Annotated in this window: 30 protein-coding genes; 15 read left to right on the forward strand and 15 right to left on the reverse strand. The window is 62.8% G+C overall.

Going from position 1 to position 26,115, the window contains the following annotated elements:
* Window positions 1-68 precede the first annotated feature (68 nt).
* The 5 genes from proS to AAC077_RS00110 all read left to right on the forward strand — a co-directional run bounded on the left by proS (window position 69) and on the right by AAC077_RS00110 (window position 4,956).
* The gene (gene proS, locus AAC077_RS00090; RefSeq protein WP_339765636.1) at window positions 69-1,406 is read left to right on the forward strand and encodes a proline--tRNA ligase; all 1,338 of its coding nucleotides are present in this window, start codon (window positions 69-71) and stop codon (window positions 1,404-1,406) included.
* 47 nt (window positions 1,407-1,453) lie between these two features.
* Complete coding sequence (locus AAC077_RS00095; RefSeq protein ID WP_339765638.1) at window positions 1,454-1,942, forward strand: DUF2937 family protein; 489 nt, start codon at window positions 1,454-1,456, stop codon at window positions 1,940-1,942.
* Window positions 1,943-2,338: 396 nt separating this feature from the next.
* Window positions 2,339-3,625: a lipoprotein-releasing ABC transporter permease subunit gene (locus tag AAC077_RS00100; protein WP_339765640.1), complete on the forward strand. Its 1,287-nt coding sequence runs from the start codon at window positions 2,339-2,341 to the stop codon at window positions 3,623-3,625.
* A complete protein-coding gene (locus AAC077_RS00105) occupies window positions 3,618-4,298 on the forward strand; it encodes an ABC transporter ATP-binding protein (protein WP_339765642.1) in 681 nt (226 codons plus the stop codon). The genes AAC077_RS00100 and AAC077_RS00105 overlap by 8 nt, the downstream gene beginning before the upstream one ends.
* Window positions 4,299-4,413: 115 nt before the next feature.
* Entirely contained in the window at window positions 4,414-4,956 is a 543-nt protein-coding gene (locus tag AAC077_RS00110) for a hypothetical protein (RefSeq protein WP_339765644.1), read from the forward strand.
* A gap of 9 nt (window positions 4,957-4,965) precedes the next feature.
* On the opposite strand, the gene AAC077_RS00115 is transcribed toward AAC077_RS00110, so the two are convergent.
* The 6 genes from AAC077_RS00115 to AAC077_RS00140 form a co-directional block, all read right to left on the reverse strand.
* A complete protein-coding gene (locus AAC077_RS00115) occupies window positions 4,966-5,721 on the reverse strand; it encodes a class I SAM-dependent methyltransferase (RefSeq protein ID WP_339765646.1) in 756 nt (251 codons plus the stop codon).
* Between the two features lie 42 nt (window positions 5,722-5,763).
* On the reverse strand, window positions 5,764-6,447 hold the full coding sequence (locus tag AAC077_RS00120; protein WP_339765648.1) for a pentapeptide repeat-containing protein: 684 nt from the start codon (window positions 6,445-6,447) through the stop codon (window positions 5,764-5,766).
* Between the two features lie 75 nt (window positions 6,448-6,522).
* Window positions 6,523-7,188, reverse strand: coding sequence for a DNA-3-methyladenine glycosylase I (locus AAC077_RS00125; RefSeq protein WP_339765650.1), 666 nt, complete (start codon window positions 7,186-7,188; stop codon window positions 6,523-6,525).
* Window positions 7,188-7,871: a hypothetical protein gene (locus tag AAC077_RS00130; protein ID WP_339765652.1), complete on the reverse strand. Its 684-nt coding sequence runs from the start codon at window positions 7,869-7,871 to the stop codon at window positions 7,188-7,190. Before AAC077_RS00130 ends, AAC077_RS00125 begins: the two co-directional genes overlap by 1 nt.
* Window positions 7,872-7,928: 57 nt before the next feature.
* Entirely contained in the window at window positions 7,929-8,429 is a 501-nt protein-coding gene (locus tag AAC077_RS00135) for an alkylphosphonate utilization protein (protein ID WP_339765654.1), read from the reverse strand.
* A gap of 107 nt (window positions 8,430-8,536) precedes the next feature.
* Window positions 8,537-8,947, reverse strand: coding sequence for a PaaI family thioesterase (locus tag AAC077_RS00140; protein ID WP_339765656.1), 411 nt, complete (start codon window positions 8,945-8,947; stop codon window positions 8,537-8,539).
* 339 nt (window positions 8,948-9,286) lie between these two features.
* Here AAC077_RS00140 and AAC077_RS00145 point away from each other — a divergent pair, with 339 nt between their 5' ends.
* The gene (locus AAC077_RS00145) at window positions 9,287-9,703 is read left to right on the forward strand and encodes a hypothetical protein (protein ID WP_339765658.1); all 417 of its coding nucleotides are present in this window, start codon (window positions 9,287-9,289) and stop codon (window positions 9,701-9,703) included.
* Here AAC077_RS00145 and AAC077_RS00150 read toward each other — a convergent pair.
* The gene (locus tag AAC077_RS00150; protein WP_339765660.1) at window positions 9,700-11,655 is read right to left on the reverse strand and encodes a DNA topoisomerase IV subunit B; all 1,956 of its coding nucleotides are present in this window, start codon (window positions 11,653-11,655) and stop codon (window positions 9,700-9,702) included. The two genes, AAC077_RS00145 and AAC077_RS00150, sit on opposite strands and share 4 nt — an antisense overlap.
* Window positions 11,656-11,838: 183 nt before the next feature.
* Between AAC077_RS00150 and AAC077_RS00155 the strand changes: the two genes are divergently transcribed.
* Window positions 11,839-12,441 (forward strand): NADAR family protein, encoded by a 603-nt coding sequence (locus AAC077_RS00155; protein ID WP_339765662.1) that lies wholly within the window; start codon window positions 11,839-11,841, stop codon window positions 12,439-12,441.
* 386 nt (window positions 12,442-12,827) lie between these two features.
* On the opposite strand, the gene AAC077_RS00160 is transcribed toward AAC077_RS00155, so the two are convergent.
* The gene (locus tag AAC077_RS00160; RefSeq protein WP_339765664.1) at window positions 12,828-13,226 is read right to left on the reverse strand and encodes an STAS/SEC14 domain-containing protein; all 399 of its coding nucleotides are present in this window, start codon (window positions 13,224-13,226) and stop codon (window positions 12,828-12,830) included.
* A 292-nt stretch (window positions 13,227-13,518) separates the two neighbouring features.
* On the opposite strand from AAC077_RS00160, the gene AAC077_RS00165 reads away from it, so the two are divergent.
* Both AAC077_RS00165 and AAC077_RS00170 read left to right on the forward strand, forming a co-directional pair.
* The gene (locus tag AAC077_RS00165; protein WP_339765665.1) at window positions 13,519-14,028 is read left to right on the forward strand and encodes a cell wall hydrolase; all 510 of its coding nucleotides are present in this window, start codon (window positions 13,519-13,521) and stop codon (window positions 14,026-14,028) included.
* Between the two features lie 335 nt (window positions 14,029-14,363).
* A complete protein-coding gene (locus AAC077_RS00170) occupies window positions 14,364-14,681 on the forward strand; it encodes a hypothetical protein (RefSeq protein ID WP_339765666.1) in 318 nt (105 codons plus the stop codon).
* Window positions 14,682-14,750: 69 nt separating this feature from the next.
* Here AAC077_RS00170 and AAC077_RS00175 read toward each other — a convergent pair whose 3' ends face one another.
* The 4 genes from AAC077_RS00175 to AAC077_RS00190 all read right to left on the reverse strand — a co-directional run bounded on the left by AAC077_RS00175 (window position 14,751) and on the right by AAC077_RS00190 (window position 18,411).
* Window positions 14,751-15,302 carry a 2OG-Fe(II) oxygenase gene (locus tag AAC077_RS00175; protein ID WP_339765667.1) on the reverse strand — a complete coding sequence of 184 codons (552 nt, stop codon included), beginning with the start codon at window positions 15,300-15,302 and terminating at the stop codon, window positions 14,751-14,753.
* 275 nt (window positions 15,303-15,577) lie between these two features.
* Window positions 15,578-16,006, reverse strand: a complete 429-nt coding sequence (locus tag AAC077_RS00180; protein ID WP_339765669.1) for a hypothetical protein — start codon at window positions 16,004-16,006, stop codon at window positions 15,578-15,580.
* Between the two features lie 234 nt (window positions 16,007-16,240).
* Entirely contained in the window at window positions 16,241-17,122 is an 882-nt protein-coding gene (locus AAC077_RS00185; protein WP_339765671.1) for an alpha/beta hydrolase, read from the reverse strand.
* On the reverse strand, window positions 17,119-18,411 hold the full coding sequence (locus AAC077_RS00190) for a dienelactone hydrolase (protein WP_339765673.1): 1,293 nt from the start codon (window positions 18,409-18,411) through the stop codon (window positions 17,119-17,121). Before AAC077_RS00190 ends, AAC077_RS00185 begins: the two co-directional genes overlap by 4 nt.
* Window positions 18,412-18,784: 373 nt before the next feature.
* On the opposite strand from AAC077_RS00190, the gene AAC077_RS00195 reads away from it, so the two are divergent.
* Entirely contained in the window at window positions 18,785-19,729 is a 945-nt protein-coding gene (locus AAC077_RS00195; protein WP_339765675.1) for a Hint domain-containing protein, read from the forward strand.
* Window positions 19,729-20,250 carry a toxin-activating lysine-acyltransferase gene (locus tag AAC077_RS00200; protein ID WP_339765677.1) on the forward strand — a complete coding sequence of 174 codons (522 nt, stop codon included), beginning with the start codon at window positions 19,729-19,731 and terminating at the stop codon, window positions 20,248-20,250. Before AAC077_RS00195 ends, AAC077_RS00200 begins: the two co-directional genes overlap by 1 nt.
* Before the next feature lie 214 nt (window positions 20,251-20,464).
* Here AAC077_RS00200 and AAC077_RS00205 read toward each other — a convergent pair whose 3' ends face one another.
* Window positions 20,465-21,667 carry a pyridoxal phosphate-dependent aminotransferase gene (locus AAC077_RS00205; RefSeq protein WP_339765679.1) on the reverse strand — a complete coding sequence of 401 codons (1,203 nt, stop codon included), beginning with the start codon at window positions 21,665-21,667 and terminating at the stop codon, window positions 20,465-20,467.
* A gap of 96 nt (window positions 21,668-21,763) precedes the next feature.
* On the opposite strand from AAC077_RS00205, the gene AAC077_RS00210 reads away from it, so the two are divergent.
* Window positions 21,764-22,171: a helix-turn-helix transcriptional regulator gene (locus tag AAC077_RS00210; protein WP_339765681.1), complete on the forward strand. Its 408-nt coding sequence runs from the start codon at window positions 21,764-21,766 to the stop codon at window positions 22,169-22,171.
* The gene (locus AAC077_RS00215; RefSeq protein ID WP_339765683.1) at window positions 22,164-22,430 is read left to right on the forward strand and encodes a succinate dehydrogenase assembly factor 2; all 267 of its coding nucleotides are present in this window, start codon (window positions 22,164-22,166) and stop codon (window positions 22,428-22,430) included. The genes AAC077_RS00210 and AAC077_RS00215 overlap by 8 nt, the downstream gene beginning before the upstream one ends.
* Window positions 22,431-22,586: 156 nt before the next feature.
* On the opposite strand, the gene AAC077_RS00220 is transcribed toward AAC077_RS00215, so the two are convergent.
* Complete coding sequence (locus AAC077_RS00220) at window positions 22,587-23,228, reverse strand: NAD(P)H-dependent oxidoreductase (RefSeq protein ID WP_339767888.1); 642 nt, start codon at window positions 23,226-23,228, stop codon at window positions 22,587-22,589.
* A 126-nt stretch (window positions 23,229-23,354) separates the two neighbouring features.
* On the opposite strand from AAC077_RS00220, the gene AAC077_RS00225 reads away from it, so the two are divergent.
* Window positions 23,355-23,717, forward strand: coding sequence for a helix-turn-helix domain-containing protein (locus tag AAC077_RS00225; RefSeq protein WP_231034090.1), 363 nt, complete (start codon window positions 23,355-23,357; stop codon window positions 23,715-23,717).
* Window positions 23,718-23,781: 64 nt separating this feature from the next.
* On the opposite strand, the gene AAC077_RS00230 is transcribed toward AAC077_RS00225, so the two are convergent.
* Window positions 23,782-24,501, reverse strand: coding sequence for a TetR/AcrR family transcriptional regulator (locus AAC077_RS00230; RefSeq protein ID WP_339765686.1), 720 nt, complete (start codon window positions 24,499-24,501; stop codon window positions 23,782-23,784).
* A 257-nt stretch (window positions 24,502-24,758) separates the two neighbouring features.
* On the opposite strand from AAC077_RS00230, the gene AAC077_RS00235 reads away from it, so the two are divergent.
* Window positions 24,759-25,991, forward strand: coding sequence for a serine hydrolase (locus AAC077_RS00235; protein WP_339765688.1), 1,233 nt, complete (start codon window positions 24,759-24,761; stop codon window positions 25,989-25,991).
* Window positions 25,992-26,115 lie beyond the last annotated feature (124 nt).

Consider the following 26,115-nt stretch of genomic DNA (forward strand, 5'->3'; position numbering starts at 1 on the left):
GCTTTCCCAATTGCGACAGCGCCGCCAATGCCCTAATCAGGCGCAAACCCCGTTCCAAGGAGGCCATGATGCGCCTGAGCCGTTATTTTCTGCCCGTTCTCAAGGAAACCCCCAGCGAGGCACAGATTGTCAGCCACCGCCTGATGCTGCGGGCGGGCATGATCAAACAAGCCAGCGCGGGCATCTATTCGTGGCTGCCGCTGGGCTTCAAGGTCCTGCGCAAGATCGAAAACATCGTGCACGAGGAACAGGCCCGCGCCGGTCACATGCCGATGCTGATGCCCACCATCCAGTCCGCCGACCTGTGGCGCGAAAGCGGCCGCTACGACGCCTACGGCGCGGAAATGCTGCGCTTCAAGGACCGGCACGACCGCGACATGCTGTTCACGCCCACCGCCGAGGAACTGATCACCGACATCTTCCGCGCCAACGTCAGCAGCTACAAGGATCTGCCGCTGACCATGTATCAGATCCAGTGGAAATTCCGCGACGAAGTCCGCCCGCGCTTCGGCGTGATGCGCGGCCGCGAATTCCTGATGAAGGACGGCTATAACTTCGACCTGACCAAAGAGGACGCGTTGCACGCCTACAACCGTCACCTGGTCACCTACCTGCGCACCTACGAACGCATGGGCCTGCAAGCGATCCCGATGCGCGCCGACAGTGGCCCCATCGGCGGCGACGACACCCATGAATTCCTGGTGCTGGCCGAAACCGGCGAATCCGAGGTCTTCTATGACAGCGCCGTGACCGATCTGAAATTCGGCGACCGCGAGATCGACTACGACAGCGTCGAAGATTGCGCCGCCGTGATGGAAGAATTCACCACCAAATACGCCCGCACGGACGAAACCCACGATGCCGCCCTGTTCGAACAGGTCCCCGAGGACCGCCGCCGCGTGGCACGCGGCATCGAAGTGGGCCAGATCTTCTATTTCGGCACCAAGTATTCCGAACCGCTGGGCGCGGTGGTCCAGGGACCGGACGGCAAACAGGTGCCCGTGCACATGGGCAGCCACGGCATCGGCGTCAGCCGCCTGCTGGGCGCCATCATCGAGGCGAACCACGACGACAACGGCATCATCTGGCCCGAGGGCGTGACCCCCTTCCACGTCGGCATCGTCAACCTGCGTCAGGGCGACGAGGCGACAGATGGCGCCTGCGAGGGACTTTATAAAGCGTTGAAAGCCAAGGGGTTCGACCCGCTCTATGACGACCGCGACGAGCGGGCAGGCGGCAAATTCGCCGCGATGGACCTGATCGGCCTGCCGTGGCGCATCACCGTTGGGCCCCGTGGGCTGAAAAACGGCGTGGTCGAACTGACCTCGCGCCGCACCGGTGAAAGCGAAGAGATGACAGCCGACGCCGCCGTCGCCCGCATCGCGGAGATTTACGCAGGCATCTAAGAGGACACCATGCGCACGCTTCCCATCCACAGCATCGGTACCGGACCATGATCGTGCGCACACTCACCTTGGTGGCGGCCCTGACCGCAGGGGCCGCCACCTCGCAATTCCCTGAATTCTCGCAGCAATATGCGCAACGTCTGGGCGGTGCCGTCGATGCACTGGCCGAGGTCGTGGCCGATTTCGATGCCTCGGCCCAGGCCGAGGGGCTGACCCGCACGCAGGCGCTGGAAGAGTTGGGCGGCACACCTTTCAGAGATCGCCATCGCGCCGACACGGCCCGCACCTTAGCCCGCTATGAAAAACTGCGTGCCGATCTGGCGGCCCTCGACAGTGCAGGCCCCTTCATGCGCGCCTATCACGCCAGCCGCATGACCGACAGGGACGTCGCCCGCGCCGCATGGGCCGCCTTCCAACCCGCCGTGCCGCTGACCTTCGCAGGCGGCATCTTTGCGGCTGCGGGCTTTGTCGTGATGCTGCTGTTGATCGGCGTCTTGCGGCTGCTGTTGCCCAGCCGCCGGAGAGGCATGGGTTAGGTCTGCTGTTTTCGCTTCAGGAGTTGCCTTTCCCTATGAAACGCAAAGCCGCGCATCGTCGGGCCGTGGTGCGGCGATCCGACCTTGGTGCCTACCACTTTATGGCGGCCAAGCACTTCCTAGCTATCGACAATACACAACAGCAACCAAATCGCCGTGCCGGCGGACGGCCCGGCGATGCGCGGCGGCCTGCGGCCTTGTTCCGCGCTTGGGTCAACACAAACACCGCTTTCCCAAAACACCAGAACCAACACCGCAACTCCGCGCACCATTTACAAACGACATTGCCCCCCCCACACGCAAAACTGCGTGACCGCACCCACCTCCCACCGCGCCACGGCTTGACCCCACCCGACAAACAAACCAACGTGCGCGCGACCCCGAGCAGGAGCCGAAATGGCCAATTCCACCGCCCCCTTTGCCCCCTTCGAATGGATGATCGCATGGCGCTATCTGCGCGCCCGCCGCGCCGAAGGCGGCGTCAGCGTCATGACATGGATCAGCCTGATCGGCATCACGCTGGCCGTCTTTGCCCTGATCGCCACGCTGGCCGTCCGATCGGGCTTTCGCGCCGAATTCGTCGACACGATCCTGGGCGCCAACGCCCATGTGACCGTCTACAATCTGGGCAAAACCACCGAAACCGGCCAGCTTGACAGCACCATCCCCGACTATACCGAAATGGCCCAGCGTCTTGCCGCCGTGCCCGACGTGATCCGCGCCGCGCCCCTGGTGCGCGGGCAGGTCATGGCCAACATGCGTCAGGCCAACGCGGGCGTCGAGGTGTTCGGGATCGACCTCAAGGACCTCAAGGGCCTGCCGCGCATCGCTGACCCCACCACCAGCCTGGGCGACATCGACACCTTCGACCAAGGCATCGCCATCGGCTCGGGCGTGGCCCGCGAACTGGGCGCCACCGTGGGCGACAGGATCAAGCTGATCTCGCCCAACGGGGTGAAAACCGCCTTCGGCACCAGCCCGCGCGTCAACGCCTACGAGGTCGTCTACGTCTTTTCCGCCGGCCGCTACGACATCGACCGCACCCGCGTCTACCTGCCACTGGCCGAGGCACAAAGTTTCTTCAACCGCGAGGGCGTCGCCACCGAGATCGAGGTGATGGTGAAAAACCCCGAACAGGTCGACACCATGGTGCAGGCCCTGCAACAGGCCGCAGGGGACCGCGCCCAGACATGGACATGGCGCGACGCCTCGGGCGGTTTCCTGCGCGCGCTCGAGGTCGAGGACAACGTGATGTTCATCATCCTGTCGATCCTCGTGCTGATCGCCGCGATGAACATCGTATCGGGGCTGATCATGCTGGTGAAAAACAAGGGCCGCGACATCGGTATCCTGCGCACCATCGGCCTGTCCGAAGGGTCGATCCTGCGGGTGTTCTTCATCTGCGGTGCCTTCACCGGCCTGATCGGCACCGCGCTGGGCGTCATCCTCGGTTGCCTGTTCGCCATCTACATCGACCCGATCTTTTCCTTCGTGAACGTGGTGATGGGCGGCGGCGTTTGGGACCCGTCCATTCGCGGCATCTACGCGCTGCCTGCACAACTGAACCTGTCGGACGTGCTCAAGGCGGTCAGCCTGTCGCTGGGCCTGTCCTTCATCGTCACCATATTCCCCGCCCGCCGCGCGGCGCGGATGAACCCTGTCGAGGCGCTGCGTTATGAGTGATCCTGTCCTGCACCTGCAAGGCCTGCAAAAGACCTACAATCGGGGCCTCCCCGGCGAGGTGCAGGTGCTGCGCGGCGTCGATCTGACCGTGACCGCAGGCGAAGTCGTGGCGCTGGTCGCCCCCTCGGGGGCCGGCAAATCCACAATGCTGCACATCGCGGGCCTGCTGGACGTGCCCGACACCGGCACCGTCAGCCTGGTGGGGCAGGACATGACCGGCCTTTCCGACCGCAAACGCACCGCCGCACGGCGCAGCGATATCGGGTTCATCTACCAGTTCCACCACCTGCTGCCCGAGTTCTCGGCGCTGGAAAACATCGTGCTGCCGCAACTGGCCGCCGGCACCGCCCGCAAGACCGCCGAGGCGCGCGCGCGCGACCTGCTGGACCGCGTCGGCATCGCCCCGCGCGCCGATCACCGCCCCGCGGCCCTGTCGGGCGGTGAACAACAGCGCGTCGCCTTCTGCCGCGCGCTGGCCAACCAGCCGCGCCTGCTGCTGGCGGATGAGCCCACCGGCAACCTTGACCCCGAAACCTCCGATCAGGTGTTCGGCGCGCTGATGGAACTGGTGCGCGGCACCGGCCTGTCGGCGCTGATCGCCACGCACAACATGGAACTGGCCGCCCGCATGGACCGCATGGTGCGCATGGACGCAGGCCGGCTGTCCATCTGAAGGGGGTTTCTGGAAACGCGCTGTTTCCAGAACGGCACGGGTGAAATCGCCCGCGTTTCAGGGTAAACTGCGTTTGACGGCCAAGCGTGTGGCCCCGATCAAAGGCACCGGCGACATGAGAGACCACAGCACAGACACCGATGCGCCGACGTCGCCCCTCGGCAACGCGACCCCCGAACCGCACAGCACCATCGCGGGCTTCGACGCGACCGACGACGTGCTGATGATCGAAATACCGCCGGGCGTCGACGCTTGGATCACCGGCCAGCACGTGACCCGAACCGGCCTGCTGGTCACCTTCTCCACCGGCGAGGTGCTGCTGCTGCAAGGCGTCGCCACCCCCATCCCCGAAGACGCGGTGACCTTTGTCGAAGCGGAACCGGACGAGGCGGACCATCCGGCGGCGGACCCCCCGCATGCGCCCCAGGCACACGACAGCACCGGCACCACAACCGTCGAACACTTTGACCCGGCCACCGACTGCATCGCCGTCGCCGCAGACCACCCCGAACGCCTGACCATAGCCACCCAACACCTGACCGATCACGGCGTGGTCGTCACCCTGTCGACGGGTGCTACGATCACCCTGACCGGCGTGACCGCGCCCTTGGACGACAAAGCGGTGGTATTTTTGCCGTCAAATCTGCCATTGCCTTAACCTGCGGCCTCAGCGCAGTTCCACAATTCCGACCCGCTTGCCGATTTGCCACGCGGCGGCGACTTCGCTTGCGGCGCAAACCTCTTGCCAGCACGCCCACATATCGTCCGAGAAATTCAAGTCGTCGAAAATGACCAAGGCGCCCGGCGCGCTGACCTGTTTGACCAGATCGAACTGCTCCAGCACCACGGATTTTGTGTGGATCGCGTCAATCAGCGTGATCCCCGCAGCCGGTGACACCAGCGCCAGATTGTCCTCGAACGTGCCAGCGGTCAGAACATGGCGGTCGTTCACCAAGTCAAAGTTCGCGCGGGCAATGTCGCACCACTGAGCGTTCGGCTCGAAGCTGACCAGCTGGCCACGCTCCGCAATCCCCAACCCCGCCAGCCAATACATGCCACTGGCCCCAAAGGCTGCGCCGAATTCCAATATCGTTTCGGGCTGCCGTTGAACGGCCAACCAGGTGTAAAACTGGCAAATCCCTTGCCCCGTCCTGACCTGGGTCATGCTGCGCCGTGCGCCCGGGCCGGTGCTTTGCACGTATTCCGGGATCTGCTCATAGCCTTCCCACAACGGCATCTTGCCTTTTTCGCCGGTCTGCTGAATCGCATTTTCGATCCGGTGAAACAGCGCCTTGTGCTCTGCGTTAAACGCAGCCTGAACCGCGTTGTAGCTTAGGATCAGATCATGGGTGGGGCCGCGCGCGCCGCGCACATGGGTCAGGTTCAGTTTCAACGTGTCCGCCTTGGCTGTTGTTGCGGCCAAAAGTTTGACAGCCGTTGATCGGGAAGGGAAGGGGTCCTGACCCTACAGAACCGTCAACCCAAGCTGCCCCAGCAGGTCAGCCGCCTGATGCTTGGAAATAACCGCCCCCTTGAACAGCCGCGCATCGGTCAACCGGACCCCGCCCAAATCCGCCCCGCGCAGGTCCGCCCCTTCGAACCGGCACTCCGGCAGATGCGCGTCCCGCAGCGAACACGCCTCGAAAACCGCCTCCCGGAAATCACAGGACCGCAGGTCAGCATCGGTAAAATCCACCGCGTTCAGCGTCGCCTTGCGAAAGGAAATGCGCGGCAGAACCGCCATGACCAGCAAAACACCCTCAACGGAAAAGCCCAGCGTTTTCGCATCGGTGAAATCACACCCCGTCATCTTGCAGTTCACAAGCCGGGACGCGGTCAGCGTCGCCGCCCGAAAGCTGGCGTTGCTGAAATCCCCGCCGTCCAGCGTGGCCTCTTGCAGGTTGGTCCCGACAAAACTGGCCCCCGCCGCGCGACAATTGGCAAACCGTGCCTCGTCCAGCCGCGCGCCGTTGAACCTGGTGCCCGCCAGCTTGCAGCCGGTGAACTGCCACCCCGTCAGGTCAAGGTCAGACAGGTCCAGCCCGCCCAGATCGCAGGTGTCCAGCGTCGCGCTGTCACCCGCCACGCTGATCTTTTCCAGATCGGCACGGGCAGGGCTTTGGTCGGTCAAGGTGCGGGTGTGATCCATGCCAGCTATTTCGCAAATGCCCGTGGGATAAGCAAGAACCGGGGCAGGGCGGACGCCACCGCAAGCGCCAAAGCCCTAAACACTCATCGCCAGAACGCGGCTGATCTGAGTCAGCCCGCGCCCCGACTGGTCCATCCACGTATCGAACGCACCCTGAACCGCCCGCATCGCCCCTTTCGAGGTCGGGGCCTTGTCCACCACACCCTCGGCCACCAGCCGCGCCACCACGTCGCGCGACAGGATGAAACTGTCGCGCCCCATGAACCGCATGGCATATTGCCCCGTCATGCCACCCAACCGCGCCCCGCGCGTCTTGAGCATGTCCAGCAACCCGATGTAATCCCCCGACGGCCAACCGCCCAGCACCGCACCCGCGCCGCCCTCGGCCCGCAGTTCCAGCAGAAACGCCGCATTCTCGCGGACCGTGGCCAGCTTCGGCCCGTTGCGCACCACGCCCTTGTCCGCCATCAGCCGGTCGAACCAGTCGTCGTCCATCATCGCACAGGCGCCCACGTCAAAACCCTTGAAGGCCGCCTCGAACCCCGCCCACTTGGCCTCGATCACCTTCCAGTTGAATCCGGCCTGAAACACACAGCGCGTCATCTGCGACAGCCAGCGGTCCTCGGGGATCGCAGCCAGTGCCTGCGCAGACAGCGGCCCATCCCCCAACATTTCCTCCAAAGCCTCGGCACCGCCCTTGCGCGCGGCGGCAATGTCGAAAATCTCCTGAAACCCGCGCATCAGTCGCAAATCCCTTTCAGCTCGACCCCGTCCCACGGCATCCGCACATCGCTTTGGCGGCGGTCGGGCAGGGGGGCCACCGGCATCACCTGCGAAATCAGCGCGTGCAGCCGTTTCGTGCGCGGCGCGGTGGGGGCCAGCGCGCGACAGCAGACGAATTCCTCGACGATCGAGCCCTGTTGCTCATATCCGTAATCGCCAAACTTCGGATTGCGCTCCAGATCGAACAGATAGGGATCGGCCCCGCGCTCGTGCTCGGATGCGGCCTTCAGCGGCGAATACCCCGTGGTCTTGCGGTTCTGCCATTGCCACACATGCGTCAGCTCGTGGCTCAGCAGCATCGCGGCGATCAGGCCGATCTTGTCGGGGTAGTCCGGCAGGTAGTCGTCCAGATACCAGTCCTCGTCAAACAGCACATGGTTGAACAGGGTGACAGCCGCAGGCTTGGCCGTGACCATCGCCGTGGTGGGCGGCGGCAGGATCCGCTCGCGGCAGGTGGTGCGGGGCCGCGCCTTGCGCTGGAACGTCACCGACCGCGTCGGCGCACCGTCCACCAGCCGCACTTTGGACGTGTCCAGACCGGTGCCGTGAATGGTGTTCGAAAACGCCACCTCGGCCGGTGTCATCGGCCGCCCGCAGGCGCACAGCAGCAACAAAAGGGCGATCAGGGGGCGTATCAGCATAGACCCAACTAAGGCGGCAATCGCCGCCTCAGGCAAGGGGGTAAACCGCCCGCCGCCTTACTTTTTCTTGACGAACTGGGTCAGGATCACGATGCGCTGGCCTTCGACGCGGCCCTCGATATGTTCGGGGTTGTCCATGACCAGCGAAATGCCCCGCACCGCCGTGCCCCGCTTGGCGGTGAAATTCGCGCCCTTCACCGGCAGGTCCTTGATCAGCACCACGTTGTCGCCCACGGCCAGCGGCACGCCATTGGCATCGCGGTGGCCGGTGTCGGCAGGCACATCCTGCGCCCAGGCCAGCGTGTCCTCGTCCAGGTACAGCATGTCCAGCGCATCACGCGCCCAGTCGGCGTCCAGCTTTTTCAGAATGCGGTAAGCCAGCACCTGCACGGCGGGGTCCTCGGACCACATGGTCGACGGCAGCGCGCGAAAATGGTCGGCCTGCGGCGCGTCAAGCTGTTCGGCGCAGGTCGCGCAGATCGCGACATGGCCTGTTGGGCCACCGGTCACGGTGGTGTCATTCAGCGGCGCGTCGGTGTCACACAGGGGGCAGGGCATGGCGGTCTCCTCTTTTCCCTCGCTCTGGCACGGATCGCGGCGCAGGGACAGGGGAATGGGCCGCTTCGGTGCAAAAAAGATGACGCATCAAGCAATTTCGGCGCGCATTATCCCGCAGGTTTGGCAAATGTCGCCGTGGCCAGCGCAATGTCCTTGCCCGAAGGATGCGCCGTCAGCGTGCAGCGGGTGAATATGGTGCCCTTGCCGGCCCGCATAACCTCGGCCCGCGCGGTGATGCTGTCACCGCTGCCGGGGCGCAGGAACTGCGTGTCCAGCGTGACGGTCGACACCGGTATCATCGCGCCCGCATGCCCCATGCAGGCCAGCACCATGGCCGTGTCCGCCAGCGTCGCCATGACCTGCCCCGAGACAATCCCGCCTGCGCGGGCAATGTCAGCGGTGATCGGGATGGTCAGCGTGCAGTGTTCCGCGTCAATCGAGGCCACACGCGGCTGCAAGGCCAGCACCCAGGGGGCGAACATGGTATCAAGGATGTCTTGGGCGGCGGTGGGGGTCATGGGCGGTGTCCTGTGGTGGGGTATGGGCAGCTTACACAAGGCGACGTAGAAGAGAACCCCAGCGGAAACGCCTCGCGTTTTCGCCGCGCCCGACCGCCCCCATGGGCGGGCGCGTCTGCGACGCCCCCGAGGCTTACGCCTTCTTCGGCCTCAAAAGGTCCACCGGACCTTTTGCAAGACGGCCTACGACCCGCGGTCAGGCGCTGGTGTTGAATACGTGAAATATTGCGGTACAGCTGGAAGCAGAGCTAATCTGTAGAGATCAGTTACCGTTGAAAGTCTAAAGTGCAGTCAGAAAACGCCAAAAGACTATTATCCGATTGCGAGTTTGCTCTGCAAATGATGGAGGATTCTGAAAATTTGCAATTGCGAAGGATCTTATGGGTTTCGATGATGGCAATGTTGAGGACCATTGCTGATACTCTCGACCGGGATCCGAACAAAAAGGTTAGGCAAGCATATCAGAAAGCCAGAAAGTCATGGGAGCAAGAGCGCACAGGTAGTGCGCTAATTTTTTTCGAGTTCATTGTCCATGAGCGGAACAACATTATTCACGAATGGTCATTTGGTCACTCCGATGATGAAGATATGAACCTTGCCTTCATGTCCGAGAATAGTGAGTTAGAGGTCGCAGATTTGACTGACATTTATTGGCCTATGGTATCTGGACCATTTTCAGGAACAGATGCACGCGATGTAGCTCATGAAGCGATCAATTGGTGGAGGCACGAGTTAAAGAAGATGGAAATAAGTTAAACATCCAACTCCTCAACAAACCGCGCATTCTCCTGAATATACTCAAACCGCAGTTCCGGCTTCTTCCCCATCAACCGCTCGACCAGATCGCCGGTCTGCCCCGGCTCGTCCTCGTCGATCGTCACCCGGATCAGCTTGCGCGTGGCGGGGTTCATCGTGGTGTCTTTCAGGTCTTTCGCGTCCATCTCGCCCAGACCCTTGAACCGCGACACGTCGATCTTGCCCGACCCGCCCAGACCCTTCTCCAGCCAGACATCGCGCTCGGCCTCGTCCAGACAATACACACGCTTGGACCCCTGCGTCAGCCGGTACAAGGGCGGACAGGCCAGATACAGATGCCCCGCATCAATCATCGGGCGCATCTGGGTGAAAAAGAACGTCATCAGCAGCGCCGCAATGTGCGCCCCGTCCACGTCCGCATCGGTCATGATAATGACCTTGTCATACCGCAGGTCATCGACGTTGAACTTCGCCCCCAGCGACACGCCCAGCGCCTGCGACAGATCGGAAATCTCCGCGTTCGATCCCAGCTTGGACGACGCCGCCCCCAGCACGTTCAGGATCTTGCCCCGCAACGGCAACAGCGCCTGCGTCTTGCGGTCGCGTGCCATCTTGGCCGACCCGCCCGCGCTGTCGCCCTCGACGATGAACAACTCGGTGCCCTCACGCGATTTCGACGAACAATCCGTCAGCTTGCCGGGCAGGCGCAGCTTTTGCGTCGCCGTCTTGCGCGAGGTTTCCTTCTCCTGCCGCCGCCGCAGCCGTTCCTCGGCGCGCAGCACCAGGAAATCCAGAATCGCCCCCGCCGATTTCGTATCCGCCGCCAGCCAGTTGTCGAAATGGTCGCGGACCGAATTTTCGACCATCCGCTGCGCCTCGACCGTGGCCAGCCGGTCCTTGGTCTGGCCGACGAATTCCGGCTCGCGGATGAAACAGGACACCAGCGCACCGCCGCCGGTCATCAGATCCTCGCGGGTGATGGTCGCGGCCTTGCGGTTGTTCACCAGCTCGCCATAGGCCTTGATCCCCTTCAGGATCGCGGCCCAGAAACCGGCCTCGTGGGTGCCGCCCTCGGGGGTGGGCACGGTGTTGCAATAGGACTGGATGAACCCGTCGCGCGCGGGCGTCCAGTTGATCGCCCATTCCACCTTGCCCGGCACCTTGAACTTCTCGAACGACACCGACCCCGCGAACGGCGCCTCGGCATAGGTGGTGGCCCCGCCCATCGCCTCTTTCAGGTAATCCGCCAGACCGCCGGGAAAGTGGAACTTGGCCTCTTGCGGCGTCTCGCCATCGTTGATGCCGGTTTTCCAGCGGATTTCAACGCCCGAGAACAGGTACGCCTTGGACCGCGCCATCTTGAACAGCCGCGCGGGTTTCAGCTTCAGCGACCCGAAAATGTCGGGATCAGGGTGGAACGTCACCGCCGTGCCGCGCCGGTTCGGGGCGGCGCCGACCTTGGCCAGCGGCCCCTGCGGCACACCGCGCGAAAACTCCATCGCATAAAGCTCGCGATTCTGCGCCACCTCGACCCGCAGATGGTCCGACAGCGCGTTCACCACGGACGAGCCGACCCCGTGCAGACCGCCCGAGGTCTCATAGCTGTCGCCGGAAAACTTGCCGCCCGCGTTCAGCGTGCAGAAAATGATCTCCAGCGCCGACTTGGTCGGGTCCTTGGGGTGCATCCCGATGGGAATCCCGCGCCCGTTGTCGCGCACCGACACATGGCCGTTCTCGTGCAGTTCCACCTCGATCCAGGTCGCGTGCCCCGCCACCGCCTCGTCCATCGAGTTGTCGACGATTTCCGCCACCATATGGTGCAGCGCACGGTCGTCCTTGCCGCCGATATACATACCGGGGCGCAGGCGGACGTGTTCCATGTCCTCCAGCACCTGGATCGAGGAGGCATCATAATCCGAAGAAGGCTCGGACCCGGACAGAAGATCGCTCATGGGGGCTGCTCACTTTTTTATACTTGGCGGGTATAATGGCAGAGCAGGGCGGATGACGAAAGAGGGAACAGGGCAGGGGGGCCTGATCGCCCCGCACCCCCGCACCGTTGGACCCGCGCCGCCGCCTCTGATACACCCTGTCACCGACCACAACAGAACACCGCAACCGTCAAGGAACCCCCTATGCCAGATCAGGGTCACAGCTCACCACAGCAGGGTCTGGTGCTGCCCTATGACACCGCATGGGCCGCCAAGGCCGCCCGCCACCCCAAGACCGGCTTTGTGATGTTCTGGGGCCACCGCGCCCGCAAGGGGCAGCCCGCCCGCGAAACCTGTTTCAGCCAGTGGTTTCCCAGCCCCTTCCGCCATCAGGGGCAACGCTATGCCACCGCCGAACACTGGATGATGGCGGGCAAGGCGCGGCTGTTCGGGGATGCGGCAATCGAACGCGCCATCGTCGCCTCGGACGACCCGCGCGCGGTCAAGGCCTTGGGCCGCAAGATCGCGGGCTTTGATGCGCAGGTCTGGAACCGGCACAAGGTCGGCATCGTCTATGCGGGCAATCTGGAAAAGTTCCGCGCGCACAAGGACATGGCGGCCTTTCTGCTGAAAACGCATCCCAAGATACTGGTCGAGGCCAGCCCCGTAGACCCGATCTGGGGCATCGGCCTGGGCCGCGATGACGCCAACGCGGCACGGCCCGCGAAATGGCAGGGCGAAAACCTGCTGGGCTTCTGCCTGATGGCCGTCCGCGACACATTGCGGCAGGACGGCGCGGCGCGCTGACCGGACCTTGGCTCAGGTCGCGGCGAATGGCAGGAATGAACCCGTTCCGCATTCTCCCGCGCGGAATCAAGGCCGAAGGCCGCCGCGCATCGCCGGGCCGTCCGCCGGCACGGCGATTTGGCTGCTGTTGTTCGTGACGGATAGCTGGGATGTGCTTGGCTTCCATAAAGTGCCAGTCACAGAGGTCTGATCGCCGCACCACGGCCCGACGATGCGCGGCTTCGCACTCCATTTCAAAGGGCAGCTAAGTCCCGCACAGCGGACCTCGGCACCCGCCGCAGCAACCGACCGCTCCGAACCTATCCGCTGCGGCATCCATCTGACGCAAACAGCCGCTTTTGCGTGGCTCATGACACCCCTAAACCCGTGCCCCTAAAAACATCCCCCTAAACCGGAAAATTCTCGTCCTCTTCCCCGTCCTCTCCCGCAAGCCAGGCCTCTGCCGCATCCCCCTGCGCCAAGGCAAAGCTTTTGATCTCCAGCGACGGGATCACCGCGCCCTCCACCTCGGCGGTCGTGCGCAGCCACGCCACATCGGACAGCACCGCACAGCGGTCGAACCGCATCACCGCCGCCATCAGCTTGGGCAACCGCACCAGCTCTGCCGCCCAAGCCCCCATCGACGGCATCTCGAAATCCTCGATCGCAAACAGCATCTGCCCGTGCGCAACGCCCTGCGACGCGGCAATGACGCGGTCCAGGGCCTCGGCCATCATATCGGCGTCAAGCGGACCGGACAGGACAACATCGACACGGTGGGCCGCCGGTTTGGTTACACTCATCATGGTTTCGGGCCTTTCTGTTGGGTGACAAGACAGGCATTCTGCCCCCTGGGTGCACAGGTGCAGATCAGGGGTACACGCAGATTATAACACCGCGATTACGCAAAATGGCAACACAGGTGTGCGACTGCCGGCATCCGATCACCCCCAAGCGAACATCTGCCGACATGGCCGCCCCACGCGCGCTGCCGGCCGATGCGCGCGCAAAAGCGGCCCCGACGCTCTTGCCTGTGCCGGAATATTGCTGAAAGATCACCGCGCAACCCAAACCGATGTCCTGACCAGCGGAAAGCCGATGACTGTGCAGCGCCTGAACATCAAACCGATCACCGCAGTCTTGGCCAGCCTGACCGTTCTGGCCGGCTGCGGCGGCTCCGACCGCCACCCTCCCGCACCGGCAGCCCAGGTCGATTGCCTTGCGCGTGCCATGTATTTTGAATCGCACCGCTCCAGCCGCGACGGCATGATCGCGGTCGGCACCGTGGTGATGAACCGCGTCGCCTCAGATGCCTTTCCCAACACCATCTGCGGCGTGGTGGGCCAGCCGAACCAGTTCGCCCCCGGCGTGATGACCAAGACAATGTCCGGCCCCTCAGCCACATTGGCCAGAGAGGCCGCCATGTCGGTCTACGCGGGCGAAAGACACCCCAAGATCGCGCAGGCAAAATTCTTTCACGCCGCATGGTATCAGGCATCTTACAACAACATGCACTACGTGGTGACCACGGGCGGCAACGCGTTCTACGAAAAGCGCCGCCCCGAGGACGTGACCTCCCCGTTCCCGCTTCCGGCGTTTCAGGGCTAGGGCGGCCCCGCGACGGGCCGTAACAGGGGGCCTCGCGCAGGGGCGTTGACATCGGCGTGATCGCCATTCACCCGCTGTTCAAACACCCTGAAATCGTGCTACCTGACCGCCCATGGACCCCAAAAGCTTTCAGCCCGCCGCGCGCAGGGTTGATGGCACGAAACGCGGCGTGCAGACCGAACCGCACAGTCGCCTTCCTGCCTTGCGCGACCCTGAGGGAACCAAGGCCAGACAAGCTGCCTCTGCCCACCTTTTCTTAAATCCCAATGTATCGCTTGCCGCATCTGAAACCGGCCAGGCACATTCCTGTCAGGAGACACCTCATGAAATTCCTCATGCGTGTTACACTTGTCCCAAGCACACTCACCGCGCACGCCGCCCTGGCCGTCGAAAACAGCCGCCACGTCTACCGCGCGGTCGAACCCATCCGCATCGCCTGCTACCGTGGCCCGCTGCACGCCACGATCTGGGACGCACCCGAAGGCCACTTTGTTCAGGATCTGGTAAGCTTCGGCTATGACTTTGCCAACGCCGACGCCACCGCGCGGTCGGTCTGCAAGGACCAAAGCCTGATCGGACACAGCGAACTGCTGAAAACAGCACTTCTGGAAAAAGTCCACCAGTCCCCACCGCGCGGCAAACGGCTGCGCTGATACGCTGGGCAAAACCGCCTGCGCGCCATGTCCCACCGTCGCGCGCAGGCTTGGTGGCAGATTACAGTTTCACCGGAACGCAGGCCCGTGTGCCCAGACCGTCAGGGAATGGCGCACGCCGCTGCGCACCGGCGTCACCTGATGCAACATAAAACTGGGGAACACGGTCACACAGCCCTGCGCGCGGCTCGCCTCCAGCACCTGCGCGCCGGGCATCACCTCCAGCGTGCCGCCTTCGTACGCCTCGGGCGGCGACAGTTGCAGCACCAGCGTCAGCTTGCGCTTGGCCGAGATCGGCCCGCCGCCAATGTCCGAATGCCACACGAAATGCCCCGCCGCACTGGCGCGGTAAATCGCCACCTGCGGGCTTTCCTCAAACGCCGTCAGATCAAACCCGAAGTGATCGCGGTTCGCCACCCGCACCAGATCAATCAACCGGTCCATGACCCAAGCCAACCCGTCGACCTCGTCGGTCCATACCAGATCGGCACTGCGCATATTGTGGTCCCGGTTGCGCCCCACCAACAGCGCGGGATCGCTGGGGGCCTGCGATATGGCAGCCACAATCGCGTCGCATTCGCCGACGCTAAAGGCCTGCGGAATCATATGCATGGACAGCATTTTTTGGATCTTTCAAAAGGGTGCGCCGGCCCCCGAAACAGGGCCAGACAGGCGGTCGCGCATCATAGCACCGCGCCGCATCCCTGTCTGAAAATTCGTTTGTCCCGTAGGGGTCAGACAGGCGAAATCCTGCGCAGGGGGAGGACGGAGAGGGCGCGAAGATGAGCTTCGACGCAGTCGGCGCCAAGGTTCGCTGTGCGGGACATAGCAGCCGTTTGCTTCGACGAACTCAATGTCAGCTTTCGCCAAAGGTGTTATGATCTGCGGCACGTCACCTAAGCAACATACCACTCAATCAGTTCGAAAAACGATTCCCAAGTCGGTTCTGCCTTGCCTTGCTCTAGGTCATCGAACTCTGCGACTTCTAAATCGTACACTTTCTGATTTATTTTTGAATACAGAATGAACCCTTCACCCTCACCCGAGCTAAGACAAATATAGCCGTCAGGAAGGTTGTAGATGTCGCGGCCAAATTCCGTTGCCTCAAAAATTTGCCTAGTTGGTGAGCAAACGTCTAACAATTCGCCGAGCTGCCTACTTAAAATCGCCGCGAAATTGTATACTTCAAAAATCTCTCTAACTTGATCATGTTGAAGTAAATCCAACTCAGCCAAGCTCTCTCTTACTACCTCAGATTGCTCTGATGGCCGTTTGGCCTTCGGGCCATGTTTGTACATTCCTTGAATAATCTTGTCTGGTATCATTCTCCTACCCTCTGCGTTCGCTCCAGCGAATTGCTGTCTACCTCTATCAGTCACCCGGTGGTTTTTTGCCATGCTGGTCAAGGGCTCATCGCGCAAAGCCGACATTCCTGGGACATGCAGCATCCGACTCTCTGGCCTCAAACCCCACCTTCGCTGCGATCCTCGCCAAGGTCTGCTATGCCATCCCATTTCGGTCCACGCCGATCGGGCCAACACCCACCGACGCATCCCGTCCTAACCCTCCGCCAGCCAATCCAGCACAACCCCCGCAATCTCATGCGGCTTCTGGTGGAACAGCCAGTGGTCCGCATCCGCAATCTCCACCCGCGTCAGGTCCGGCGCATACTCTTCCAACCCCTCGGTCGCCTCGGGCATCAACGCCACATCCCCCGCCGCCCAGATCAGCAGATGCGGACAGCGCACCTGCAACCGCTCCACCGGCAAGGCGCGCAGATCGGTCACCGGCACTCCCGGATCGGCCACCACCAGCGGCGACGCGCGATACCAGTTGATCATCCCGCGCAGCCGCCCCGGACGCCCCCACGCTTCCTTGTACCGCGCCAGCACATCGCCCTTCAGCCACGACATATCCATCTTGGCCGAAAACAGGGCGATCAGCTTTTCAAAGTCATTGGCCGCCAGCCGGTCCTCGGACCCTTCGGCGCGCAGATAGTTGATGTATTGCGACGCCTCGGACTGCCGGCCGCCCTTGGCCATCTCCCGCTGGAACGGGCCGGGGTGCACGCCGTTGGCAATGATCAGCCGCGACACCAGTTCGGGGTGCATGAACGCCAGCGCATAGGCCACACCGGCGCCCCAGTCATGCCCCAGCACCGTCACCGGCCCCCCATCGCCAATCAGCGCCACCATGTCCGACACCAGTTTCGACGCGGTGTACTCCCCCACATCCGCAGGCGCCCAGCTGCGCCCGTATCCGCGCTGGTCGGGGGCGATCACATGGAACCGCTCGGCCAGCAGCGGGGCAAAGTCGTCCCACGCGCCGCCGTACTCGGGAAACCCGTGCAACAACAGCAACCGGGGCAGGGCAGGGTCGCCCCAGGTGCGCACGTAAAACGCCTGCCCGTTCAGATCGCGCATTTCGGCCTGCATGGTCATTCCCCCTTGGCCTTGCTCTCGAACCGCAGACCGGCGGCGGTGCCCGCTCCGAACCCGTTCCAATAGGTGTGCTCGTCGGTCGGCTTGCCCGCATCATCCAGCGCCACAACCCCGTCGCCCGACACCGGCACCAGATCGAAATACGTGGCCTCGTCCACCATGCCCTTCAGATGCACATCCATGAAAGCCGTGGCAAAATGCTGGGCGATGTTGTTCATCCGGTTGGTGTCCCAAACCGCATCCGCGTAATGCTCGAACGGCGCATAGCCCAGCCCTTCGTCCACGCCCCAGCTTTCGCGGGGCGCAGGCATCGGCGCGGCGGCGTTGTGGCCGGCATTGTCAAAGGTCAGCAAATGCCGGTCGGTGCCGGTGGTGCCGTCGAAAATCCCGCGGATCGCGTCATAGATCGACGTGTCGTCCACGCTGCCCGCCATCAGCATCAGCGGCTTGCGGAACCCGGCCAGCCCTTGGGCATCCCAGAACCCCGCGTTGTTGCCCCACGGCCCGATGGCGATGATCGCCTTGACGCGGTCGTCCACCAGCGCCTCGTGGCTCTCCGACCCCGCCAGATGCGCCGCCAGCAACCCGTTCGGCGTGCCCCAGCTGTATTCCGTCGACGCCTGCGTCACACCGGCCCCGCCAAAGATCATCGCCCCATAGCCGCCCATGGAATAGCCGATCACCCCCACGGTATCGCCATCAATGATCGCCCCAAGCGGCCCGTTCAGCGACGCCATGCTGTCGATCACAAACCGCTGGTCGATGGGCCGGTTCAACAACGTCGACCCGAACGCGCCCTTGTCGGAATAGGTGCTGTCGGTGTGGTCGATCGACACGGTGACATAGCCCTTGGACGCCAGGTTTTCGCCCAGATGGCTCATCAGGAACCGGTTGCCGGGATAGCCGTGGCTGATCACGATCAACGGAAACAGCGCGTCCTCGGCAGGGGCCGCATCGCGCGCCGCGCGCCCCGTCAGCGTCGCCTGCCTGTTGCCGTCGCGCAGGGTGGTGATGTATTCGCCCCCAGGCTGGGTGCCCGGTGCTGCGGGATACCACACCTCGACCGTCAGCGGGCGGTCATAGGTGGGGGCATTGTCCGCCGTGGTGTTCAGGATGTCGACCTGACCCGCATGGGTAAACTCCAGCGTCTGCACGCCGATCACATGGTCGCCATAGGGCGCCAGTGCCGGCGCATCGGGGCGGATCTGGTCAATCGGGTTGGCACACAGCATCCCCGCCGCGCCGATCCCCGCAAGGCCCAATGTAACCGATTTCAATGTGGTGGTCATGACAGCTCTCCCTCTCTGTCTGGTCCCGAAAGCCCGGGGAACCACGCCCCCCGGGGCCCTGATGCGCCCGCCCGTGGCTGCCGCACGGTCACTGTGGCACAGCCACCGCACCGATCAACCCGTGACCTTACGGCGTGAGGGGCCGCGCCGCCCTGTCGCCGCGCCACGGCCCAACGCGGCCCAGCGTCGCGCTTCACGGCAAAGTGGCGCGCAACAGCCCTCGGACACGCCGCGCCCGAATGGGCGGTTTTCAGCACAAAAGCCGCCGTAAGAAACTGGACGCAGGTTTCAACCTATGAGATAGTGCACTGGCACTGCACAACCCCAAAAGGGGCAAACAAAAAGGCAGGCACCGAAGGCAAGCAGGTACGTTATGGCCTATAATATCAGTGAAACTTCCGGCGACTCCACAGGTGGGGTGTCAACGGGCTTTGATGCCTGGACGTTCGACGTGGCCTTGTCCGATGCCGTCGTGCGCGGCGATTTCGACGAGGACAGAGATCAGGACGGCATCAGCGACGGCGAAGCGTCAAGCTACCGGTTCTCGGCGCTCAGCACGAACCAATACGGCACGCTCAGCTTCAACACCAGCACCGGCAAGTTCACCTTTACCATCAATCAGGCGGCGGTGATCGCGTCGGGGTCCAGCCAGACCGTCGAATTCACCATCACGGGCACGCGCGGGTTCAACTCGGACGCGGACCGCGTGGTGATCAACATTGCCATCTGCGTGCTGCGCGGCACCGGCATCGACACCGCACAGGGGCGCGTGCCGGTCGAGGATCTGAAAGTCGGCGACCGGGTGCGCACGCTGGATTCAGGGCTGCAACCGATCCGCTGGCTTGGATCGCGGCGGTTGACCCGGCGCGATCTGGACCGCGCGCCCGAGTTGCGCCCGGTCCGGCTGGCTGCCGGCGCCCTGGGTACGCAGTGCCCCGATGATGCGCTGGTGGTGTCCCCACAACACCGCGTGCTGGTGACCGGCTGGCGGGCCGAGTTGCACTTTGGTGTGTCCGAAGTGCTGGTCCCCGCCAAAAGCCTGGTGAACGATCTGGACATCACCACCGCCCATGACCTTGACGATGTGGAATATTTCCACGTCCTGTTCGACCATCACGAAATCATGCTGACCAACGGCGCCCCGACAGAAAGCTTTTTCCCCGGCGACTACGTGATGGACGCGCTGGACCAGCCGGTGCGCGACGAACTGGCGGCGCTGTTCCCCGCACTGTTCTCCGATCCCGACCGTTTCGGCCCCGCAGCCCGCGCCTCGGTCAAAGTGACCGAAGCCGCCGTTTTGCGCCACGAGGTTTACTGATGGCCCCCCTGACCGACACCACGGGCGCGACCCTGCCCGAAAGCGAGGCGCCCAGCGACACGCGGTTGCGCGCCTATGGCGATTTCCTGTTCCTGGCCTTTCGCAGCGACTGGCACCAGCGCATGACCATGTCCAACCTGCGCTCGGCCTTCGAGACCCCTATCGCACTGGACCAATACCGGATTTTCCGTTTTGACGGCGTGCCGCGCGGGCTGATCACATGGGCCTGGATGAGCGCCGAGGCCGAGCGTAAATATGTGTCGGGCGACCTGCTGGACCCTCAGGACTGGCAGTCCGGCGACCGTCTGTGGCTGATCGACATGATCGCCCCCTACAAGGGGCTGGCCTCCAGCATCACCCGCTGGGTGATGGTGCCGGGGCAGTTCGCGGACACGACATTCCGCTTCCGCCGCGTGGGTGCCGACCACACAACCCGCAGGATTGTGACGATTGACCTGACCCGCCCCGACGACAAGGCACGGGTGGTGTCCGAAGCCGCGTTTCTTGAGGGTGGTGAGTGAGCGGGCAGGGTCGGCCACAAAGCCGCGCATCGCAGGGCTGTGGTGCGGCGATGCGACCGTCGTGACTGCCACTTTATGGCAGCCAAGCACATCCAACCGACCTGTTCCGCGCACCATCGGCCAAATCGCCGTGCCGGCGGACGGCCCGGCGATGCGCGGCGGCCTGCGGCCTTGTCCCGCGCTCGGGAACAGCGGTGAGGGCCAAGCCCCCCCCTCACGTCAGCGCCGCACAAAACCCCTGTATCCGCGTGCACGCCTCTTTCAGCGCCGCGTCCGAGGTCGCATAGCTGACCCGGAAATTCGGGCTCAACCCAAACGCCGCGCCAAACACCACCGCGACGCCGGTTTCCTCCAGCAGCGCCGTGGCGAACGCCTCGTCATCGACAATCTCGACCCCCGCAGGGCTGGTCTTGCCGATCAACCCGGCAATCGACGGATAGACGTAAAACGCCCCCTCCGGCACCGGGCACGAAATCCCCTCGGCCGCGTTCAACATCTCGACCACCAGATTGCGCCGCCGCACGAATGCCGCGTTGTTCTCGGCGATGAAATCATGCGGCCCGTTCAGCGCCTCGACCGCCGCCCACTGGCTGATCGAACAGGGGTTCGACGTCGACTGAGACTGCACCTTGCGCATCGCCCCGATCAGCTCTTGCGGCCCCGCCGCATAGCCGATCCGCCAGCCGGTCATCGCATAGGCCTTGGACACACCATTGACCGTCAGCGTGCGGTCGTACAGGCGCGGCTCGACCTGCGCAGGGGTGCAGAACTCGAAATCGTCATAGGCCAGATGCTCGTACATATCATCCGTCATCACCCAGACATGCGGATGCCGCATCAACACATCCGTCAGCGCCTTCAACTCGTCGCGGCTGTAGCCCGCGCCGGTCGGGTTCGACGGCGAGTTGAAAATGAACCACTTGGTCCGGGGCGTGATCGCCGCCTCCAACTGGTCCGCCGTCAGCTTGAACCCCGTCTGCAACGACGCCTCGGCCACCACCGGCGTGCCACCGGCCAGCAACACCATGTCGGGGTAACTCACCCAATAGGGCGCAGGGATCACCACCTCGTCCCCCTCGTTCAGCGTCGCCATCAGCGCGTTGTACAACACCTGCTTGCCGCCCGACGACACAGAAACCTGAGCCGGCACGTAATCCAGCCCGTTGTCCCGCTTGAACTTGGCGCAAATCGCCTGCTTCAACTCGGGGATGCCATCGACAGCCGTGTACTTGGTCTTGCCCAGCGCAATCGCCACCACGGCCGCGTCCTTGATGTGCTGCGGCGTGTCGAAATCCGGCTCGCCCGCACCCAAACCGATGATATCGCGCCCCGCAGCCTTCAATTCCGCCGCCTTGTTTGTTACAGCAATGGTCGGAGACGGTTTGACACGTTCGAGTGTCGTTGAAAGCAGTTTCATCTGAGCCTCGCAGGTCTAGGATTACCCCAAGACTCATAGGCGCGGGCCGATGCGCGTTCAAGCACGTTAACGAACCATTGCAAAAGGGACATCTACATGACCGACGACAGCACAGACAGCGCCGACTGGTACAGCCAGGACGCCGCCACCTTCGGCGACCGCGTCGCCGCCGCACGCGACGCCGCGGGCCTCAGCCAAAAGGAACTGGCCCGCCGTCTGGGCGTGCGCCTGTCCACCGTGCGCGGCTGGGAAGACGACCGGTCAGAACCCCGCGCCAACCGCCTGTCGATGATGGCGGGGCTGCTCAATGTCTCGATGATGTGGCTGATCAACGGCGAAGGCGCCGGTCTGCCCCCGCCCGACGAAGACGTGATGCCCCGCGACATGCGCCTGCTGCTGGCCGACCTGCGCACCCTGCGCGCCGACCTGGTGGCCAAGGCGGAAAAGGTCGCCCGCATGGAAAAATCCCTGCGCCAGATCCTACAGGATACCCCCGATGTCTGAACTGCACGAACACCGCCTGAAACGTTTGAAAATGCGCTCGATGCGGCGCGGGATCAAGGAAATGGACCTGATCCTGTCCGCCTACGCCGACGACACCCTGCACACGATGGATGACGCCGCGCTGACGCTCTACGACGACATGCTGAACGAAAACGATCAGGATCTGTACCAATGGGTCACAGGGCAGGTGCCCGCGCCCGAGCGGTTCGCCGGGCTGATCGGACGGATTTCGGTGCAGTTTCAGGGCAGCGCGGCCTAGGAGGGCTTTCGGGCCTTGGCGGACCTTCACGGTCTGCGCCGCGAAGGGCAGGTTTGCGCCCGGATTGCCCGTTACCACAAAGCGGTCAATGAATGACCGCTTTGTGGTGGTGTCAACTCTTGGGCCGCAGTGCAACGTTCACCGCTGCGTCAAAGTTCAGCTGACGTGCGTTACGATGGTTTCGCGTGACTTGCGCACCTTGGCCATCGGCAACAACCAATCGCCAGCCGGGTCACGGTATCCCAAAGGCAGCAGGACGACTGACCGCAGGCCCCGCGCCTTCAGATCCAGGATTTCATCAACTGTATCGGGGTCGAACCCTTCCATCGGTGTGCTGTCGACTTCCTGTTCTGCCGCAGCCACCAGCGCAATCCCCAGCGCAATATAGGCCTGGCGCGCAGCATGTGCATAGTTCACAGCCGCGTCGCGTGGCACATAGTTGCTCTTCAGATTGTCATAATATGTTTTCAACATCGGCAAATCGCCGCGCGCCTCAACGTTCAGATCAACCACCTCGTCGATGCGATCGGTTGTGTAATCGTCCCACGCAGCGAACACCAAAAGATGAGAGCCCTCGGTAATCTGCGCCTGACCGCGAGCGGCCTCTTGAAGGGCGGCCAGTTTGTCCGGGTTCGTCACGACGATCAGCTCAAAGGGCTGGGTGCCGCTTGATGTCGGTGCCATACGAACCGCCTCGATAATGACATCAAGCTTTTCCTGTGGAACAACCTTGGTCGTGTCCATCTTCTTGGTTGCATAGCGCCAGTTCAACAGTTCGAGAAGGGGGCTGTCGGTCATCAATTTTGATCCCATTGTAAGCACGCATTTGGTGCGGTATAAATTAGTAACCAACGACATATTCAGAACCAGATTGCGCCGCAAGAAGGCACACCACCGACACTCGGTCACACAAAGGGAACCACTATGCTCGACACTGCTCAGTGCCCGGACTGCAAGCGCATCAACGAAGTGTTATCGCGCGTTGGTGACCGCTGGAGCGTCCTTGTGATCATTTCGCTGGCCCAGTACGAAACCCTTCGATTCAATGAACTCAAGCGGACATTGGGCATTTCCCAGCGTATGCTCAGCCTGACGCTGAAAGAGCTCGAGCGAGACGGTTTGGTCAACCGCACATATCATCCGACAATCCCGCCAAAGGTGGAATACAATCTGACACCGATGGGCCAATCATTCCGCGAGCCGGTCAATGCATTGGGCAACTGGGCTTTGGGCAACCTTGCCAAAATCGACGCCGCACGCGAAGTTTATGATGCCGTCGCAAGATAGCAATCTGCCGGTTTGGTCGTTCTGACAACGCGACCTGATCAAGACAGCTTTCATTCGCCGAAGGTCACCGCGCGTGCGACAACGTCGGGGCCGTCAGAAAGTCGGGCGCAAAGATCATCTGGCACAGGGGGGCGAAACGGGCGCGCAACTGATCGCAATGGGTGTCCACCGCCATGTCCGGTGACTGGATGAAATCCTGAAATGTGCTGAACCAGACATCGAAGAACAGATGCGCGATGTGGCGGCCATCCCCCTGCGTGCCATTGGCCAGCGTCAAGGTGTACTGCGACAGAATGTCTTCGGTCAGATCCAGCAGCGCCTTGTCCACCTCCTTGAAGGCCCGCGCAAATTCGGTTGTCGGATGGCGGGTTGATGCCGCGTGGGCATAGCGCCAGATGCGTTTGCTCGCGATCGCCATCGTCTCGACCGAAATGTCCATGAAGACCGCCAGAAGCGCGGTGACGAAATCGACATCCGTGCGCGGTTTCAACACCTTGCTGTTGGTGCGCGCCTTCTGTGTGCCCTCGGTGATCAACGCGATCAGAATGCCGTCCTTGTTCCCGAAATAGTTGAAAACGGTCGGCGTCGACACCCCCGCGGCTTCGGCAATCTCTGCCATCGTCACCGCATCCACGCCCGTGTCCGCAAACAGCGCCTTGGCCTCGGCAAGGATCTGTTCGCGCCGCTGCGCCTTCTGGCGGGTCCTCAACCCCGTGGCGCCCGCCGCGCCGGTGTCCTGCGCCGTTTCGTCGGCCCTCTGGGTGGGAAGCTTCGATTTGTCCATCCGAAAGCCTTTTTACTCCATAAAACTTTTTATTGACTAAAAATAGCAAGTCAATATCAATGATCCGCAACGATCCGTCCGAGAAAGTTTCCGGTTCCGTCGCTGTGCGTTCCGAATTGTACATCCGCAAGCACAGTGTCCGCCAGACGAGAGTTGGCGGTTTGCAACATTCAAGCTGGCGGGGAAGGGCCGGTTTGCAAGCAAATACGGGCAAAAGCCTGTCGTCGATACCGATCCATGCACATGAGGAGAAACGAATGATACCTTTGAAACACATTGGGGCGATCCTGACCGCCTCGGCCACTCTGCTGACCGTCGGGAGCGCCGCCATGGCCCAGTCTACAGATCCGGACCGGTGGCTGACCCCCACGATGATCGACGCCCGCGCAAGCATGTTCATGCCGTCGCTGAACTATCTGACGTTCCAGCATATGGACCAGATGTTCGCCACGCGCGCCGTCGCCAAGGGCACCCAGACATGGGAGCTGCCCGAGAAACCAATGTCGCTCGACGGCGACTACACGATCCTGGGCGAAACCTACGATCTTGAAGGGGCCTTGGAGCGCACCCAGGCAAACGCGCTTCTGGTGCTGAAAGACGGCGCGATTGTCTATGAACACTACCGCAATGGCAGTGGCCCCGACACGCGGTTCCTGACCTTTTCGGTCGCCAAGTCCTATACCTCGACCCTGATCGGCTTTGCGCTGCATGACGGGCTGATCGACAGTCTCGACGACAAGGTCACGAAATACCTGCCCGAAATGGAAGGCTCCGGCTACGACGGCCCCACAGTGCGGGACGTCCTGCGGATGCGCTCTGGCGTGGATTGGGAAGAACGCTACGAATTCGGCAGCGAAACCCAGCTGACCCAGGTCCACGACAATTCTCTCGTGGCCTACCGCTACCGCTGGTGTGACTACGCGGCGAATGAATCCAAGCCCGGCGCGAATGAACCGGATGCCGTGTTCAACTATGCCACGCTCGACACCAGCGTGCTGGGCTGCATCGTGGAACGGGTGACCGGCCGCACCGGCGCCGAATACATGAGCGAAAAGCTCTGGCAACCGATGGGCGCCCAATACGACGCCTATTGGATCATGGACGGACCGGACGATGTCGGGCGCGAATTCTATGGGGCCGGCTTTGCCTCCACCGCCCGCGACCATGCGCGCTTTGGCCAGATGTTCCTGCAAGACGGCATGGCCAACGGCAAACAGGTCGTGCCTGCGGAATGGGTGCGCGAAGCGACGGTGCCGGACGATGGCTACGAGCCGACCGAGCCAGGCGCGCCGGTGGGCTATCAATACCAATGGTGGACCGATGCGCGCAGCGACGTCTTCATGGCGCTTGGCCTGCACCACCAGTTCATCCGCGTGGACCCGACCAATCAGATCGTCATCGTCAAGATCAGCCATACGACGGAACCCGTCGGGCGTGATCAGGAGAACGAAGAACTCTTTGCCCAGATCACCGCGCGACTGACCGAATAACCCCTGGCGCGGCCCCGCGTCTGCGGGGCTGCGCTTGCTGTCGCAAGTGGGCCGACGCACAAGGCTTCCCATCCATCGAAATACCTCTGCGCGCCCCGTTTTGCGTACAATTTGAATTGGATTT

The organism is uncultured Pseudosulfitobacter sp., assembly GCF_963976325.1.
Taxonomy (GTDB): domain Bacteria; phylum Pseudomonadota; class Alphaproteobacteria; order Rhodobacterales; family Rhodobacteraceae; genus Pseudosulfitobacter.

Excerpts from the sequence above, each read along its gene's own strand:
- proS (WP_339765636.1), top strand. The coding sequence starts at position 69 with ATGCGCCTGAGCCGTTATTTTCTGCCCGTTCTCAAGGAAACCCCCAGC.
- AAC077_RS00095 (WP_339765638.1), top strand. The coding sequence starts at position 1,454 with ATGATCGTGCGCACACTCACCTTGGTGGCGGCCCTGACCGCAGGGGCC.
- AAC077_RS00100 (WP_339765640.1), top strand. The coding sequence starts at position 2,339 with ATGGCCAATTCCACCGCCCCCTTTGCCCCCTTCGAATGGATGATCGCA.
- AAC077_RS00105 (WP_339765642.1), top strand. The coding sequence starts at position 3,618 with ATGAGTGATCCTGTCCTGCACCTGCAAGGCCTGCAAAAGACCTACAAT.
- AAC077_RS00110 (WP_339765644.1), top strand. The coding sequence starts at position 4,414 with ATGAGAGACCACAGCACAGACACCGATGCGCCGACGTCGCCCCTCGGC.
- AAC077_RS00120 (WP_339765648.1), bottom strand. The coding sequence starts at position 6,447 with ATGGATCACACCCGCACCTTGACCGACCAAAGCCCTGCCCGTGCCGAT.
- AAC077_RS00125 (WP_339765650.1), bottom strand. The coding sequence starts at position 7,188 with ATGCGCGGGTTTCAGGAGATTTTCGACATTGCCGCCGCGCGCAAGGGC.
- AAC077_RS00130 (WP_339765652.1), bottom strand. The coding sequence starts at position 7,871 with ATGCTGATACGCCCCCTGATCGCCCTTTTGTTGCTGCTGTGCGCCTGC.
- AAC077_RS00135 (WP_339765654.1), bottom strand. The coding sequence starts at position 8,429 with ATGCCCTGCCCCCTGTGTGACACCGACGCGCCGCTGAATGACACCACC.
- AAC077_RS00140 (WP_339765656.1), bottom strand. The coding sequence starts at position 8,947 with ATGACCCCCACCGCCGCCCAAGACATCCTTGATACCATGTTCGCCCCC.
- AAC077_RS00145 (WP_339765658.1), top strand. The coding sequence starts at position 9,287 with ATGATGGAGGATTCTGAAAATTTGCAATTGCGAAGGATCTTATGGGTT.
- AAC077_RS00150 (WP_339765660.1), bottom strand. The coding sequence starts at position 11,655 with ATGAGCGATCTTCTGTCCGGGTCCGAGCCTTCTTCGGATTATGATGCC.
- AAC077_RS00155 (WP_339765662.1), top strand. The coding sequence starts at position 11,839 with ATGCCAGATCAGGGTCACAGCTCACCACAGCAGGGTCTGGTGCTGCCC.
- AAC077_RS00160 (WP_339765664.1), bottom strand. The coding sequence starts at position 13,226 with ATGATGAGTGTAACCAAACCGGCGGCCCACCGTGTCGATGTTGTCCTG.
- AAC077_RS00165 (WP_339765665.1), top strand. The coding sequence starts at position 13,519 with ATGACTGTGCAGCGCCTGAACATCAAACCGATCACCGCAGTCTTGGCC.
- AAC077_RS00170 (WP_339765666.1), top strand. The coding sequence starts at position 14,364 with ATGCGTGTTACACTTGTCCCAAGCACACTCACCGCGCACGCCGCCCTG.
- AAC077_RS00175 (WP_339765667.1), bottom strand. The coding sequence starts at position 15,302 with ATGCTGTCCATGCATATGATTCCGCAGGCCTTTAGCGTCGGCGAATGC.
- AAC077_RS00180 (WP_339765669.1), bottom strand. The coding sequence starts at position 16,006 with ATGATACCAGACAAGATTATTCAAGGAATGTACAAACATGGCCCGAAG.
- AAC077_RS00185 (WP_339765671.1), bottom strand. The coding sequence starts at position 17,122 with ATGACCATGCAGGCCGAAATGCGCGATCTGAACGGGCAGGCGTTTTAC.
- AAC077_RS00190 (WP_339765673.1), bottom strand. The coding sequence starts at position 18,411 with ATGACCACCACATTGAAATCGGTTACATTGGGCCTTGCGGGGATCGGC.
- AAC077_RS00195 (WP_339765675.1), top strand. The coding sequence starts at position 18,785 with ATGGCCTATAATATCAGTGAAACTTCCGGCGACTCCACAGGTGGGGTG.
- AAC077_RS00200 (WP_339765677.1), top strand. The coding sequence starts at position 19,729 with ATGGCCCCCCTGACCGACACCACGGGCGCGACCCTGCCCGAAAGCGAG.
- AAC077_RS00205 (WP_339765679.1), bottom strand. The coding sequence starts at position 21,667 with ATGAAACTGCTTTCAACGACACTCGAACGTGTCAAACCGTCTCCGACC.
- AAC077_RS00210 (WP_339765681.1), top strand. The coding sequence starts at position 21,764 with ATGACCGACGACAGCACAGACAGCGCCGACTGGTACAGCCAGGACGCC.
- AAC077_RS00215 (WP_339765683.1), top strand. The coding sequence starts at position 22,164 with ATGTCTGAACTGCACGAACACCGCCTGAAACGTTTGAAAATGCGCTCG.
- AAC077_RS00220 (WP_339767888.1), bottom strand. The coding sequence starts at position 23,228 with ATGACCGACAGCCCCCTTCTCGAACTGTTGAACTGGCGCTATGCAACC.
- AAC077_RS00225 (WP_231034090.1), top strand. The coding sequence starts at position 23,355 with ATGCTCGACACTGCTCAGTGCCCGGACTGCAAGCGCATCAACGAAGTG.
- AAC077_RS00230 (WP_339765686.1), bottom strand. The coding sequence starts at position 24,501 with ATGGACAAATCGAAGCTTCCCACCCAGAGGGCCGACGAAACGGCGCAG.
- AAC077_RS00235 (WP_339765688.1), top strand. The coding sequence starts at position 24,759 with ATGATACCTTTGAAACACATTGGGGCGATCCTGACCGCCTCGGCCACT.